Genomic DNA, 15,153 nt, shown 5'->3' with positions numbered 1-15,153 from the left:
ATTAACTAACGCACTCATAAGTGAAACTTGCATAAATCTTATCGCCTGATGCAAACGTAATCGGAGCCGCCGGACCAACCACCCCCCCTGCATCAGCTCTAAGGCTGACATAGTTATCTCCCGGCGCACAGACGGCCGTCATCTGCATAAACACAGCATCGGCGCTTGCATCATAACATCCGGCCTTTCCGATATGTGATACTCCCGCAGCAACATTGAACGGGAGACGGAAGCCATAACCAACAGCGCCATATGTTGACGTTGAGCCGGTCGTAAGGGTGACCACACATGTCACCGTGTTGCCAGATCGCTTGTATTTGAAAACAAGCGATCCATTCCCAACTGATGGCTGGGTGCCACTGCTAATCCAAGTGGATGCGAACGTTAGCCAAACACTTTCGTTCTCGTATTGCTTTCGTGGCGTGCCAGAGCCAAAAACGAAAGAGCCATTAATAAAGGTGTTTACTCCGATGCTATAGCTTCCAGTTGCATCCTCAATGTAACATGATGAGTTGAACTGGAATGAATTGCCAGAAACGGTAAGCCCGCGAGCATTAATGAAATTGCAGCCACCTTCAAACACCGAATTGCCCACAAAGGAAATACTTTGGACGAGGTTGTTCGCTCCGCCATTCACGGTAATGTTCGATTCAGTGTTGAACTCGAAATAGCAAGTGTCCACCGTCAGCCCACGAGCAGCGTTTACAAAGATGCCGAGAGTGTTGTACTCGAAGGAGCAATTATCAATGCGCATACCGTAATGGGAATCGGTGCCGGAGCCAGCAATTGTTAGGCCTGTTTTGTTAGCACCCTTAAAGCCATTAACCCGCACATGGCTCATTAAGCCCTGATTGCCACTAGCTCGTGTCAAGCGGATACCGCCAGCCGCTACGCCATCGGAATTTCCTACGGCCTGACCACCAACCATCGAGAAGCAATAGCAGTCAGCCACATCAACGCACCAACCAACAAAATTAAACATGAAGACGTCGTAGAGCTTCAAGTTTGACAGATACTGGCCTGTAATGCAGTTTCTACCCGTTGCTCCGTTGCCCCAAATCACCACGCCCCGAAGGATGTTAATGCTCTGGCTGTATACGCCGCTACCCATCTTGATAAAGTCTGATGCTACGTCCGGGGCGGGAGGCTGAAAACGCACACGAGGCATGCCGATGCCGTACAGTTCAATGACGCAATCAAGCGGGAATGTCAGCGTCTTTTTGACGATATAATCTCGGCCATTATTCGGAACACCAAGACCGCCACCAAGCCCGTCGCCCTGTAACTTGATGAAGTTCAACGCTTCCTGCCAGCGGTCAGAAACGTCCGTCGTACCGTCAGCAATTGCACCGAACATCGTAATGAGTGGATTAGATTCCGCCAACTCCCACCAAGCGCCATCTGACGATTGGATTTTCCCGGCATGATTTGGCTGCGTTGCGACCCGTTTATATATTGCCCCGCCGCCGGTACCTGCCGCATAATATCCGGCTGTCCTGAGAAACAGAACCCCCTCTCCAATCGATGCCGCTTGAACATCAGCAACGCTTCCGTAGGTGTTCACGTTAGAAAGATCACCAAGCTGCGATTTGGGAATCATCCCATTTTCATCAAGTGTAGCAACGCCGCCCGCTACACCGCGCTCGCTTTCCATGAGCGTCCTGTAACCACCTGGTTTTACCCCATCATGGACCCGGAGATTATTTGCGGTCGTTTCATGCGTAATTTCGCTCATCGCGCCGATGAAGGCGTTATGCTCTACTTTGGTGCCTCGACGCCAACGTACCTCAGTTGCCATTTGGGCGCTCCATTAGTTGATCACCGGATCGGCGATGCTGCCGAAATCCCGGTCGAAATAGGTCAAAGTCTGGGTGATAAATCCGAAGTCGTAGCCGAGGCCGTCTTCAAAGCCGACAAAACCAGCTGTTGCCTCTTGGACTAGTTCATGGGCTTCCTGCGCAGAATTTTCGGCACTTGTTGCAGCGGCTTCGGCGCGTGCCACCTTGCTGTCGAACTGGTCGAGTTCGGTATTGATGTTGTCGATCTGCACTTGCAAACGTTGATCGTCAGCGATCCGTGCGGAACGTTCCTGACTATCAGCGGTAATACGAGCGGCAGCTTCAGCCTCATCGCCCTCGATGCGTTCGACACGCTCTTTCGCATCAGCTGCGATACGCTCAGCTTTCTCGACAAGGATCGACGCGCTGCTTTCGGATACGTCGCGACGAACTTCCTGCAGAACCACGCCGCCCTTTGAAGTCTCTTTCTCAACCTCTAGACTTTTGAGCGTGCCGCCCCGAAACAGATCAGACGTGCGTTCATGAAGTCGTACGCCCCGAACCTGATATTCCCAGTCACTGTTGATCGGAAACGGAAATGTGACGGTGAAAGTATCGAATGGAGCACCAGAGGTTTTTGTGACGGTTACGGTAGCGATCTCGAAAATATCGTCACCAACCCCACGCAGACGCACCTGCACATCTTCAAGGTCAAAGATCTTGAAATCAAATGTGCCATAGGTCGAACGTCCGTCGCCTCTCAACCATTCGGTTTCTCGAATAGATCTGGGAAGTGGATAAGGTGTCGTCATGAGAGCAGCCCAACAATCGTCTGCTCATGATCGCCCGTATTTTTGAGAGTTAATTGCCGAACGTTGCTAGCGACCGAACGCCTGATCCGGGAAAACTCTCTGCTGGCCGTAATCTTCCATTCGCCGTTTTGTCTGACGCTTGAGATAACCAGGCGACAGAGATTCCCGGATTGAATTGAGGAAAAGATAGTCCAGGGCCGGCCGAACATAAAAGAGGTTCGCCATCGGCGTGTTGTTCACCGCCTGGCTAAACATCTGTGCCCATGGTGCTTTCGCCTCGCTTCCTGTTAGTTTTCCGGCAGCAGCATCACGTAAGCTCAGCAGGTTCTCTGTCAGCTGCGCCGCCTCCCCGATCGTCGGCCCGGCAATCGATTCAAGCACACCGCCGCCAAACCGGTTTTTCTGAGCGAAAAGGAAATCACCGTACAGGCCGGCCGCGCCGCCCTGCGCCAGCGCTGCAAGAATTGTCTTGTAATCGAACGGATCGCGCGGCGGCCAATATCCGCGCGCCGCGTCCTTCATCGCAATGACCATATAACCGGCCATGGTCATGCCGGCGAGCAGTGAGCCGATATGAGCGCCCTTTTCCAGAAACGAGGCATCCTTGCGCTGTCCATAGAGCGCACGACCGATAATGCGTTGCGTGAAGGAAACCGGGAAGCCCTTGAACTGGCCGATAAAGCGCATTGCTTCGCCGCCGAACGTTCCAGGCCGATAGCCTTGTGTCATCGTGCGGCGAGTGCGGGGATCGACTTCGACGACACTGTAGCTGGTCTCATCAGCGACGAAGCGCAGAACCGACAGCTCAAGATCCCGGCGGGCATCTGAAATGATATCCGCGCGCCGCTCGTCGAACTCCGCCTGGCGTTGTTTCCTGGTCGAATCTGTTTTTGCTTCGTCCAACTTCGAAGCAAGACGCGCGGCCGCAATGCGATCGGCCGCGAGGGGTTCGATGGCAGCGTCATCAAGCAGACGAATACGATCAGGCGTTACATATACGCTGCCGTTGCTCTCCCGGAAATTCGCCTGGCGAATGGCGTCCCATTTCGCCTGGTCGATCCCGTGAAGACCAAGAACGTGGCGATATCGATCCGGAAGATCTGCGAAAGCGCTTTTTGCACGCATACCCATCTCGGCCGCGATAACACGGCCGGCGGTTGCGCGGTTCACGTCTGTCCACCAGGACAGGCCATTCCACCGGAAATATTTCTCCTGCAGAGCGGACAGCTTGCCAACTGGACTATCGTTTGCGGCTGCCGGCGAAACGATATGGCCGATCATACCGTCGAAGCCCTCGCCAAGCAGATAAGAGATCTCTGCCTGCTCGCCCTTCGGCCGACCTTTGAGGATACCGTCTACCTGCCGAAAGAGCCCCTGCCAGAAACCAGAACCGCGAAACATCGATGAGACGGCCGACACCGGAAGATCCGACAGTGACGAGATTGTCGCGCCGCCAAGCTTTGCCATGGAAAGGCCCGCGCGAATGTCGGCGCTGATTTTCGCGGCCGTCACATTGACCGGACGAGACGCAAGCCCGGTTGATATCTCGATCGCCTGGCGAAGCGGGCCAGCCTCGGCATTGAGGCTGTTGATCTGCTTTACCTTGTCAGCATCGGAAATCTTCGGATCGTCTTTAATTTTCCGCTTCATGCCGTCTGCAAGGCTCGCGAACATTACTTCCGGGTTTGGCCCCAAAGCATCCATGTTTGCCGCTGTACGGGCCGCGCTGCGCAAATGAGCGAACATTCCGGAGACAGTGTTCCCCATGCCGAATTCGTCACGATACGCCAATGCAGCGTCAGCATCACGAAAATGCAGCACGCGAGACTTGCCGAGAGACTTGGCAAGGTTCGCCGGATTGACGCGCTGACCCTTTTCAGCTGCAGTCGTCTTATTTGAAAATCCGGTAATAATGGTGTCGTAAATGTCACCGAGCGCATCGATGACTTCTATTTCGCTGGCAGCATCCGGGAACGTGCGATCGAGATCGAGCTTGCCACGAACCGAAGAAACCCAAGCATCCTTGCCGGCGGCGATCATCTTCACATCATCATGCGTTTGAGCACCGGCCCAACCTTCCAGTTTGCCGATCGATGCACCAAGCTTGTTCAGATCCGTACGCGCCATTTCGGCATAGGATGCAAAGATCTTTGCAGCATATTGCGCATCTTTATTTCCGGTTATGCCCGGCTTTCCATTTTGCTTGAGCTCAGACATTTCCCGCATGATGTCAGCGTCAAAACGCGGATCCGACAGCATGTGTATGAGCTCTGGCTTGTTCGCCTGCAGCTCGGCAAACATAGCGCCAAGATAGCGCGCCTCATATGCCTGATTGAGAGCGGCCACCGAAACGCGGCCACCTTCTACGCCAGCCTGCGTTCCCTCGATGACGGAAAGTAGCGCCTGCCGTGGCGACAGCCCTTGCGCCGTCAGACTGTCAATCGATTCTTCGAGCTTGTCGCGCGCGATAATGTTCAGCGCTGTATGCCTTCGCTGCATCGCTGCAGCCACCCGCGTGCGCTCGGCTTCGCGTTCGGCAAAGCTGCGGAGCTTGTCGGCCATGCCGTCGGTGTTACCTTCCGTGCGAAGGCGATCGCGATAATCAGCGACACGCTGGAAGGCATCATTGATCTCGTCTTTTGTCAGGCGCTCGCCAGACGCCTTGTTGGCCGCATTGAAGCATCCAGCGTCCGGAGTGTATTTTTTTGCCATGGGGAAACCTCAGATCAAACAGGCAACGGCGGCCTTGAGCGCTTCGCCATAAGCGGCCCCGTCATCAAAGGTTGATTGTGCTGCAGCGATTGCGGCCTTGTCGGCCTCGGTCAAACGCCCCTCAAATTCGAGCTGGGTGATATCGGCTTCCTCGACGAACGATCCCGTCGCAGGATCAACGCGGTATTGCTCGGCGAGCGCACGATAATCGTCCGGTCGGCCGACAGAATTTTCCGCCTGAACTCGCCCCTCGGGAATCGGTTCCAGACGCGGCCGAGTGGCATCAACCGTCTGAGTTGGATTTAAGCCTTGCGCTTGTCTTTGAGCGCCGCCAGCATTTTGAAGTTGCTGGCGATCCGGCGATGATGTTCCGCTGTCTCCGGATCCGCTGTCTGTGCCCGCCGCTCGTGCATCGCCGCCAGGCTCCGATCTTGATCGGAGGTCCTCAAAGAATGGGATGTCGAATTCTGGCTCATTGGTCAGACCTTCTCCGCGCTCCTCGAGCGCCTGTGCAAAAGCACGATAATCTTCTTCCATGGCGCGTTCAAGGGCTGTTACCGGATCAACATCTTCACGTGCGGAAATCTCAGACGCGCGCGTGAGAATAGTATCGTCGATCTCATGCTCAAGGTTCAGTTCGTTGCGTGCCGTATCGATTTCTTCGACAAGCCGACGATATGCATCGCGAGCCGCGTTACCCGCTTCATGAGCTTCAACTGCAGACAACCGATCAGCATCTTGAAGCACGGAATAAACCGGTTGCCCTCTGGCTTCCTGATCCAACAATTTCAACAGATCGTCGGGCGTTGACATCGATGATGCACGTTCAGAATCGCCGTAAATGTGATTGAAATATCCAGCTTCTGCCGCCGCTTCTCGCGCATAATCGAGGCTCTTGCCAGACTTGCGAAGAAGCGCCCCACGGCCTGGAACAAACTTGTGCGAAAGCCCTAAACTGGCGAGCTCGCCCGCCTCGTCCGCTATACCGCCGTTCGCAGCAATGAAGTCAAACAGGCTTTGTGGCCTACGCGGAGCTCGTTCAGATGGATACTGCGATTGAACAATGCGTTCAATTTGTTGATATCTTCCTTGAATATCGGTCGACACCCGCTGCAACGGCTCTAGGGCGTTAGGAGATAGTTTTACCTCCCCTTCCGTCACCAGACCGTCGATCGCCTCATTGAGCGCAACACGCGCCTCTTGCACATTCCGCAGGGTCGAAAGCTGCTCTTGCGTCGCAGCTTCCAACCTTGCATCAGCTCGGCGACCGAGAACACCGCCGATGGCACCAAAGGCACCGCCAATAAGAGCTGCCATAGCGATGTCAGTTGTCATCGCCTGCCACGATACGTCATCGCCCAGATCCGCGCGCGCATCAGCTGTCGCCAGGCCAAACACGGCGGTGTTAGTCGCAGCGTCAAGCGAACCGGCAAGCGCAGCACCGCCGACGCGACCAAACTTTGCAGCTGCAGCCCCCTTCACCAATGGACCGGCAACAGGAATATAGTTGATAGGGTCGAGTGCCTGGCCTGCCAGATTGCCAAAGAAAGACGTGATCGGGCGTTTTTCAGCATAGAACTGGCGGACTTTCTTTGCATCATCCCACGCGGCGAGTGTCGCAGCGCGATCGCGCGTCATGCCAGTATCGTAAGGAATGTTGTTACGATAGTAGGGCGAAGCGATATATTCGTCCTGTGTCATCGCCCCCGCCGTTTTGCGCCGGGCGGAAAATTCTTCATCGGTCTCCCAACGTTGTTCTTGCAACCCGCCAACTGTTCGACCCGTATAAACTGACTGCTTTTCGAGCGGCGCCGTCATTGGAAGCGAACTGCCCCGCAAGAACGTGCCGAGGCCGTAGCTTTCGAGTGCCCCGCCGCCGAGTTGATCCAGAAAGGTGCTGCCAATGCCCATTGGCTGCGCATAGGCATCCTGGACCATCTGACCAGGAGAAAGCGTATTGAAGGACGGAGTTGCACGAAATCCCATCATTGTCCGGCCCGCCATTCATTCAAATCGCTGATCGGATCGGATGATTTGCGCGCATCGAGCGCCGCGCGTCCGGATGAAGTGACATCCTCGAGCGAAAACAGGAGTGGCTTGCCGTCCTTTCCGGGAACAGCCAGGCCGCTATAACTATCGATGAAAACGAAACTATCGCCAGCGCTGCGAAAAACACCCTCATCCAATATGCTGGCAATGTGATTTTTCGTAACCGCGTCGTGGATGGCGCGGCCGCCGTCCGAAACCTTGATGCCTGCAGGCGTCGACACGGCAGCCTCGAGGGCGCTGCGCACACGCGATTTCATTTCATTCAGGCCAGCCATGACATCAGCCGGATCACGATCGCGCGGCAAAAGGATCTCGGCATTGACGGATCCGTTGCGCTGGATCGGAACGACGTCGCCGTAAAGATCACGTGCTACACCGGCAACGGCGGCATTTACATCCTGCCCGGCACGCAAACGCATCTGTACAGAGCGCTTCATCAGTTTTGCGTCACGCTCTGCAAGCAAATAATTCTGCGCCGTCCCGCCCGACAGGCCATAATATATATCGCCAATCTTGCCATCGGCCATGATGTTGGCCTGTATCTCGTCGTCGATCTCAGATGGCTTGACGGAGAGTGTGCCAGGCTGTTTATCCGGATCCAGCATCGCAGCCTGGAAGAGCCGACGAGCGGCCTCCGGATCTCCTCGATCGAGCGCGTTGAAAGCACCTTCTGTAAATCCGTCCAGGCCGGCGCCGACCATCTGATCGAAAATTGCGCGACGTTGTGCACGATCCTCAGTCGCAAACATCAAATTGGTAACGCCCGCGATGCGATCATTATCCTCGAGCTTCGCATTATTGAACTGAGATACCGCCGCCTGCGCTACGGATTTCGGCAAAATCTTCGGAGAAACGACGCCGAGCCTTTCTTGTGCGGCAACGGTGGCAGAAACAGCCTTTTCGAAACTCGCCGGATTTTCTGCTGAAACCTCGTTCCAGGCCGCCCGGACGGTTGGATCGGCATTCTGGACATATGCGACGGGATCATCGGCCAGAAGCTTTGCCTTGGCTTCGACGAAATCACTGGCGTAACCATAAGTGCGCAGTTGGGCGTCAGTCGGGTTCGAGCCGAGATCACGGCGCAATTGCATGACCTTCGCCTGGGCATCCTTGATCGGCAAGCCGCCGAGTTTTTGGGCAAGGTCAATCTTCGCAACGGTCTCATCTACAATGGCCTGCCCGCCGGTAGCCGTAGAAGCATCAAGCTTGAATTTCGCAAAAGCCGCTTCGTCGACCTCAAACCCGGCCGCCAATCGTTCGACGAATTCATTTCCCCGCTTGGTAAGTGCGGTTTTGGCCTGATTATCCTCGACACGCTTTGAACGCTCAAGAGCATCCAGCTTGGCATCGAGAATTTCCCAGCCGTCTCCATCGAGGCCGTCCAGTCCGCCCGCCGCGAAATCCGTCTGCATGGTTTTGCGCAGAGCGGCAACCTTTTCCGATGGAAGATTTTCAGCCTGGCGCAGATAGAAACCGACGGCCGTTGCGCGTCGGCTGGTGATCTTCGCCTTGGCTGCATCGTCGGCCGTCATCACACCGTGCGAAACTGCGGCATCGAAATGATCGTCAATCGCCGCCTGCGCTGATTGAACAGCATCAACCGCACCAGGATTGTCGGCAGAGACAGAAGCGATACGACGCTGTACATCTGTTTCGAGATCAGAAGTGCGAGAAAGAAATTCAGCGCGGTTCTGCTGATCCCGCCGTGTATCCTGATCCCGGATCGCTTGCTCGATATACGGTTGCGTCATACGTGCAAAAGCGTTCTCGTATTCCGGCCGGATTTCCTCATAGACATGATCTTCAAGCTGCAGCCTTTTCAGATCGTTCAATTTGCTCTGCAGCGCGACCGGATCATCCTTGGTCGCCATATAGACGTTGAAGATATCTGACCGCATAGCAGTGTCGAGTTGCTGCAGATATGTTTTTGTCCCGGCAGCATCATAAGCCCGATCATATATCGAGCTACCGTTCGTCGGCTGGAAGCCACCAGCTTTGCCTCGATCAATTGTGACGGGAGCAGGCACAACACCAGGCGCGGCCACAGAACGGGCCGACGATGGCGATACACCGCGCGGCGGCGTCGCGCCGGTCTGGATCGGGTCAACTGCGGCCCGCCTGCCTATTCCATCCCAATTTCCAATTCCGACAGCTTTTGCACCATACCATTGCCCCCAGCCTTTCTTGCTGGCCTCGTCGAGCGCATAGTCGATGGTCTTGAACATATTGGCCGGATCGCTTGCTCGCAGACCGGTTTCCGCCTCAAAGCGATTTCCAAGTCCTTCCGGGAAGCCCGAATTGCCGCCCCCCACCAGAAGCTGAAACGGGCCAAATGACGGCTCCCGACGACCGTTTTTCGTAACGCCACTTTGAACAAAGCCTTTCAACCCACCTTCAGATTTTGCGACACGTACGGCATGATCTGGATTTATGCCGCGTTTCGCAGCCGCTGACCGAATGTAGGCCTCAATCTCTCCAGGCGCAAAATTCGTACCGGCGGAATTTTCTGAAAGCTCAAAGCTGCCGCCGACGGGACCGCCGACACCTGCCGGATCCACACGACCAGAAACCGTCGCATTACCAGGACCGCCAGCCAAAGCTGCGGCGCGGCCCGCACGCGCGCCGTCGGCTTCAGCGTATTCATTGGCGATCTGGCCTGCTACGCCTGCAAGACGGAAAAATCCCTCGGCGACTTTACGCTCGAGATCTCCGCCTTCTCTCGCAACACCAAGAAGGCCATCCGATAGAATGGCCCGCCCGGTCAGTTTCTGATAATTGACAGCTTCGCGACGTTGGTTAGCCATTAGTACCGCCTTGCAATATCGGCAGCACCGCCAATGCCTGCCGTCAATCCTTGCACAATCCCAGCGCGACGAGCGCGCTTAGCTGAGTTTCGATAATTGGCCGCGCGCTCCATAAGACGAGCGCTATTCGTCAATTCCGTTCCAGTTGATGTAGTGGTCATCAAATCGGCTTCACGGTAAGCTTGTCGTCTCGCCTCAGCTGCAGTTCCGAACGACAGATCCACACCCGACGATGCATAGGCGGTATCAATCGCACCCTGCGCGTCACGCATTGCAGCTTTGATTGATCCACGCCGCTCGATTCCCTGCAGGTTCTGGATGGCCTGTTCACGCTCAGCGTCGATAGCTTGAGCCTTCAAAGCATCTTCCTCGGCAGCGCCAGCTGAAAAAGCAGATGCAACCCCTAAAACTGTCGCCGTTCCCTGGAGAATGGTTGAGATCAAGCCGCCCGCGCTAATTCCAGCGGACGCGCCGGCCGCTGCCCCTGCAGCTGCCCCCGTACCAGCTGCCGCGCCACCGCCAAACAAAGATCCCAAACCAGCGAAGATCATAGCCATTACAGCTTTTCTCCTGTCGAATAGTCGCGCACCTGGAGATAACCGGGATGCAACTGCGTAATCACCAGTGTCGTATCAACGGAGTGACCTTTGATACCTGCTACTCTCAGCTTCTTGGTTTTCTTCGGCATTGGCACATCTGCTGGATCACTTGTTTCCAGCAATGCTACGTCCCTTGCAGGACGGTTATTTGCACCAATTGCAATCGACGTAGTGTCGATGACGCTAATGTCCGCCGAGTGGATTCGACCAGGACGACGCAGAATGCGATCATCATCCAGAACAAGCACATGCGGCATTGATTCATAGACCGGAGCAATCCAACGACCGACAGTGACCTGAGAATATGCATCCTGCAGATCAATAATGCCGCCTTGGCAGACATATGGCCCCAGCAGAAATCCATCCGCTTCGCACCACAAAGTGGTACCATTTGGATACGGAAGTGCTGAAATGCGCCCGGAAAGGTCTGTTGAAGTACGCACCGATTGCTGGAACAGCAGGTTCTCTTCCATGAATTCGTGTCGAAGATCCGTACCGCGTTCCGTGCAAATCCAGGGATCGTTGTAACCGTCAATCGCAATTTCCCGGACCTTGCCAGCATCAGCGCATAACCATTCACATATCCCGAGGATTTCCTGATTTCTTATGACGTTAGCCGAAAGCAACCTGCCATCGCCACGCAGGAGCCACATGCGATTTGTATCCGTCGCAGTAGATCCTACCTGACGAGCATTACGCAAAATTCCATCGATCAGGTGAGATGACAACAACGTTTCTGGATTGGCATTGAAACTCGTCGACACGTCGTCATAAACCATCGAGAGGATCATCTTTCCGTTGTTCGAAACGTAATAGAGTAACCCTTCTAGATCTATCGGGTCCGTGTTGGGACGGATGCCAATTTCGGAAGCCAGCACATAATTTAACGGTTCGTTACGGCTGATCGTCCGATTGGTTGCGAAATAGACGCCGAGATTCGTGAATGCGAGGAAATACTTACTCTCCTTGATGCGCAAAATTATCTCTGATGTCTGCGACCTCAGACGATCCAATCGTGCCGCGCCATCGCCGGAGGCTTTAATATTCAACATGAAATATTCACCGGTCGCGCTCAGCATCTGCGCACCAGATTGCCCCCTCAACCGCGCATATCCGAGCCGATCCTGAAGCAGTCCGGCCGTTCCGGGCCAGCCACGCGAGGAGCTGATTATGGCCTCTCCGGAAGTGCTGCCGATCTGAGTATGTGACGGCAGAGCTGAAACTTCGGATGTGTTAGCTACTAACGCTCCGACTTCATATTCCTCGCCGCTGGATGCACCCCCGAAAGTAATTATGATCCTGCCCGACCGATCGACGGTTGCGGTATATTGGACTGTGACCCCGCCCTCCATCGAGGGCAGATCGTTTATTGCGGCGGCGATACGCGTGCAAAAATATTCCCAATTTGCATTGGTGTTGCCGCCATTAAACGAAACTGGTTCGTTTGTATTCACATCCAAAAACGCTACTGCAGGTGCCGTTTCCCCATTCACGGTGACACTGAGATAACAATATGCTGACGTACTGTCAGACCATCGTATGAAAATTTCCCAGATGTCGTTTTTTTTGGGATACACGCCACCGTAATCAATTTCGGGAATGCCAGCATAAGGCCAGAGATCGACGGTCCATTCATAGTCTGATCCGGCGCGTCTGATACGAATTGTCTGCAAGCTGTCGTGAAAAACCCCGACCGTCGATGCCTCAGCGTAAAAATCGATGTCTGGCAACATTGCAGCCGAAAGCGCGGGCAGGTACACACAAGCTACCCAGCTTTTGTCTTTCCAGATGTCGCAAAACCCTGCACCAAAGGCGAAAAGAAAACCGCTATCCTGCTCTTGTCGAAGCGACTTGTATCGAGGCGATGCAACAGGCCCACTTTCAATGAATGCGGCAACACTGTTGATCGCAAAAGTGGCGGAACCGCTCGGCGAAGCCAAAATTCGAAGAGCGGTAGCAGACCGACCAAGACCAGGAGGGAAAGCGACAAGTCGGCTGACAGGAGAGCTGCCACCACCAAGTGGGGCGGAGATCTGTTGCCATGATCCATTTACCAGAAGGTCTACGGTAAAATTGAAGCTTGCGGTTGCGGAAATGCCGTTGACATACACACCCGTAACTTCTGTCAGCGAAAAACTCTGCTGATAGATGGTTTGTGGCGTGTTGTGCGGCCCGAAATTTGTTGAGCTCCCAGTCGAGCTAACTGAAACCAATCCTCGTCGCACAGGACCAGCATCTAATGAACCAGGCATCAACCGGAAGCCGGATTGTGGAACAGGCTCAATTCCCTTGAATTTCAGCCCCCCAGAATAGTACTGCTTGATGTCCGGACGCCCCGAGATGAGCTTGTCCATTTCGCCAGCGTTACAGGATGATTTTCTCGGACCGGCACGGGAAACCATTTTGCTAACTCCAACGTGCAGAAGTCAGGGGATCATCCGCCCAAGGCGAACTACCAACGGGTGCGGCAGCGCGATCTTGCGCGATCAGTCGACCAAATGCTCCGCCCGTCCCTTCCTGGCTTGGCGTGCCAAAAGCCTTGATGCGCAAGGTCTCCTCAAGTTGTTCGTCTTCAATGACAGGCTTCGCGAGTGCGGAACCCAGGGCCATCAAGAAGGCTACGCGCCAATCAACAGGCCAGTATTCGGGATCAACGAGAACCTTACAGCGACCCCATACATCAGGTTCGTTCGCGTAAACGTTGCCAGCTTCCAGAATATAATTTCGCAGGGGTGTTTCCGGATGGATGGATCGAAGCAGTTTTTGGGGTGGACCGATTCGGTCACCCGGCAATTGAAAACCATACTCCCAGCCATTCTCCGGACGGTTTGCCAACCGGTTGAGCTTTTGAGTGCGGCGAGCAAACGACCAGTCATGAAGACCGAAACAATGGGAAATCGCCTCATCCCAAGCAGCATCGCAGGATCCACTGAGATCATCTTCGGCATCTATCGAATAGACAGGCGCTTCGCCCAGGTGCAACACCAGAGCGCGATTGATAAGGGTCGGTTTGTCGACGAGCTGGTTGTCCATGATGCACCTGGCAAAAGAGAAACGCCGGCGACAGAGCCGCCGGCGTGGGAATTATGCGCCGGCCGTGTCGGCTACGGTGACGTTGCCGGATCCGGGAACCGCGGTAACAATCAGGCGAGCATATGCGCCGGCACCATTGTGGACCGCGACAACATCGATGATGTCATTTACTTTCAACGTGCTGCGCGCATCGTTGAAATAGCCGGCGGTCAGAACCGTCGCCTTTGCATCGTCGGTTGCGTAGGAGTAGAAATTGCAATTACGGCCGGTATCGACCGGAACTGTGTTGTAGCGCGTAAGAGCGCGGATCTTCAGAGCCATGACGAAGCCTCATAGGGTTGTGAGAAATCGCCGGGCGGAAGCCGCCCGACGCTGAAACCGGCCGATCAGGCCGCGATCGTCTTGATTGCCGGACGTTCCGGCGTGGTGATTTTCTTGAAGCGGAGACGCTTCACACCCTTGCGCTGGATACCAATGGCCGCACCGCCCATACCGACCTTACCGAGCAAAGGCGTACCCTCGCGGTCAGGATGCTCAGTGAAGCTAGGCTGTTCTTTGTTCCACGGCGTTTCCGCACCCATCGCCGATTTCGCCCACATCCAAGTGTCCAGGGAGTCTGCATCAACACCACTGAAATATTCATCGGGCATGGTGAAGTAGTGGACGTCACGAACGGTACGAGCCTTCTGACGCATGGATTTCGAGAACGGTGCGTTCTCGGGACCAACATACTTTGCGTCAGAAAATTCCTTGTAGAACAGGAGCTGAGACATCCACATTTCAGGAAGAGGGCAAAAATACTGATCTTCCTCGATCTCACCCTGAGCCGCGATTTCGGAGCGCCCCTGTTCGAGAAAGGTGATGTCAATGAGCTCTGCACCGGTGCCAATGTCTGGCGTGCCCGGCGTAAAGGCGTCGAGGGCACCGAGCTTGATCTTATCAGCCCGGCGCTTGATTGCCATGGTCAGCAGTCGGGCAACAGCGTCCTGTTCATTCGGTCCCATTTTGTATTTATCCTGGGAACGAATCCACGCAGCTGCCTCGAAATCTTTCATCGTGACCTGCACAGTTGTCATATCGGCATTACCTGCCTCGACGAACTGGATCGATCCGGTAATTTCCTTCGCCTCCAAACGACCAACGATAGGGAACTTGACCGTATTTGCCTGCGTATCACCCGACAGCATCGTGCCATCGAGATATCCGCCCATAGCCTGGTATAGAATCGTGATTTTGTCCTTGATGACTTCACGGAACCATGCGGGAGCCTGTTGCATGGGAAAACCTCTTAAAAGTTGAAACTTTGTGGAGTGCTCCGGTTCCGATAAAGCCAGCCGGCCAAGGGTCCAGTTATGGATAGCCTTGG

At 54.8% G+C, this 15,153-nt stretch carries 10 protein-coding genes; all 10 read right to left on the bottom strand.

Features of this window, described 5'->3' with window-relative positions:
- Nucleotide 1: 1 nt before the first annotated feature.
- The 10 genes from OHI65_RS13510 to OHI65_RS13465 all read right to left on the bottom strand — a co-directional run bounded on the left by OHI65_RS13510 (nucleotide 2) and on the right by OHI65_RS13465 (nucleotide 15,064).
- The gene (locus OHI65_RS13510) at nucleotides 2-1,798 is read right to left on the bottom strand and encodes a hypothetical protein (RefSeq protein WP_264359025.1); all 1,797 of its coding nucleotides are present in this window, start codon (nucleotides 1,796-1,798) and stop codon (nucleotides 2-4) included.
- 12 nt (nucleotides 1,799-1,810) lie between these two features.
- Nucleotides 1,811-2,590, bottom strand: a complete 780-nt coding sequence (locus OHI65_RS13505; protein WP_264359024.1) for a hypothetical protein — start codon at nucleotides 2,588-2,590, stop codon at nucleotides 1,811-1,813.
- Nucleotides 2,591-2,656: 66 nt separating this feature from the next.
- Nucleotides 2,657-5,302, bottom strand: a complete 2,646-nt coding sequence (locus tag OHI65_RS13500) for a hypothetical protein (RefSeq protein WP_264359023.1) — start codon at nucleotides 5,300-5,302, stop codon at nucleotides 2,657-2,659.
- Nucleotides 5,303-5,311: 9 nt separating this feature from the next.
- The gene (locus OHI65_RS13495; RefSeq protein WP_264359022.1) at nucleotides 5,312-7,291 is read right to left on the bottom strand and encodes a hypothetical protein; all 1,980 of its coding nucleotides are present in this window, start codon (nucleotides 7,289-7,291) and stop codon (nucleotides 5,312-5,314) included.
- Nucleotides 7,288-10,155: a hypothetical protein gene (locus OHI65_RS13490; protein ID WP_264359021.1), complete on the bottom strand. Its 2,868-nt coding sequence runs from the start codon at nucleotides 10,153-10,155 to the stop codon at nucleotides 7,288-7,290. The genes OHI65_RS13495 and OHI65_RS13490 overlap by 4 nt, the downstream gene beginning before the upstream one ends.
- Nucleotides 10,155-10,712, bottom strand: coding sequence for a hypothetical protein (locus OHI65_RS13485; RefSeq protein WP_264359020.1), 558 nt, complete (start codon nucleotides 10,710-10,712; stop codon nucleotides 10,155-10,157). Before OHI65_RS13485 ends, OHI65_RS13490 begins: the two co-directional genes overlap by 1 nt.
- A complete protein-coding gene (locus OHI65_RS13480; RefSeq protein ID WP_264359019.1) occupies nucleotides 10,712-13,156 on the bottom strand; it encodes a hypothetical protein in 2,445 nt (814 codons plus the stop codon). Before OHI65_RS13480 ends, OHI65_RS13485 begins: the two co-directional genes overlap by 1 nt.
- Before the next feature lie 4 nt (nucleotides 13,157-13,160).
- Nucleotides 13,161-13,787, bottom strand: a complete 627-nt coding sequence (locus tag OHI65_RS13475) for a hypothetical protein (RefSeq protein WP_264359018.1) — start codon at nucleotides 13,785-13,787, stop codon at nucleotides 13,161-13,163.
- A 51-nt stretch (nucleotides 13,788-13,838) separates the two neighbouring features.
- A complete protein-coding gene (locus OHI65_RS13470; protein ID WP_264359017.1) occupies nucleotides 13,839-14,108 on the bottom strand; it encodes a hypothetical protein in 270 nt (89 codons plus the stop codon).
- Nucleotides 14,109-14,173: 65 nt separating this feature from the next.
- Entirely contained in the window at nucleotides 14,174-15,064 is an 891-nt protein-coding gene (locus OHI65_RS13465; protein WP_264359016.1) for a phage capsid protein, read from the bottom strand.
- Nucleotides 15,065-15,153 lie beyond the last annotated feature (89 nt).

The sequence above is a fragment of the Brucella sp. MAB-22 genome, from assembly GCF_025908475.1.
GTDB lineage: Bacteria > Pseudomonadota > Alphaproteobacteria > Rhizobiales > Rhizobiaceae > Brucella > Brucella anthropi.
Note: the sequence above shows the minus strand (reverse complement) of the source record. Positions and strands in the feature narration are given on the sequence as shown.

Excerpts from the sequence above, each read along its gene's own strand:
- OHI65_RS13495 (WP_264359022.1), bottom strand. The coding sequence starts at position 7,291 with ATGATGGGATTTCGTGCAACTCCGTCCTTCAATACGCTTTCTCCTGGT.
- OHI65_RS13510 (WP_264359025.1), bottom strand. The coding sequence starts at position 1,798 with ATGGCAACTGAGGTACGTTGGCGTCGAGGCACCAAAGTAGAGCATAAC.
- OHI65_RS13485 (WP_264359020.1), bottom strand. The coding sequence starts at position 10,712 with ATGGCTATGATCTTCGCTGGTTTGGGATCTTTGTTTGGCGGTGGCGCG.
- OHI65_RS13505 (WP_264359024.1), bottom strand. The coding sequence starts at position 2,590 with ATGACGACACCTTATCCACTTCCCAGATCTATTCGAGAAACCGAATGG.
- OHI65_RS13475 (WP_264359018.1), bottom strand. The coding sequence starts at position 13,787 with ATGGACAACCAGCTCGTCGACAAACCGACCCTTATCAATCGCGCTCTG.
- OHI65_RS13500 (WP_264359023.1), bottom strand. The coding sequence starts at position 5,302 with ATGGCAAAAAAATACACTCCGGACGCTGGATGCTTCAATGCGGCCAAC.
- OHI65_RS13480 (WP_264359019.1), bottom strand. The coding sequence starts at position 13,156 with ATGGTTTCCCGTGCCGGTCCGAGAAAATCATCCTGTAACGCTGGCGAA.
- OHI65_RS13470 (WP_264359017.1), bottom strand. The coding sequence starts at position 14,108 with ATGGCTCTGAAGATCCGCGCTCTTACGCGCTACAACACAGTTCCGGTC.
- OHI65_RS13465 (WP_264359016.1), bottom strand. The coding sequence starts at position 15,064 with ATGCAACAGGCTCCCGCATGGTTCCGTGAAGTCATCAAGGACAAAATC.
- OHI65_RS13490 (WP_264359021.1), bottom strand. The coding sequence starts at position 10,155 with ATGGCTAACCAACGTCGCGAAGCTGTCAATTATCAGAAACTGACCGGG.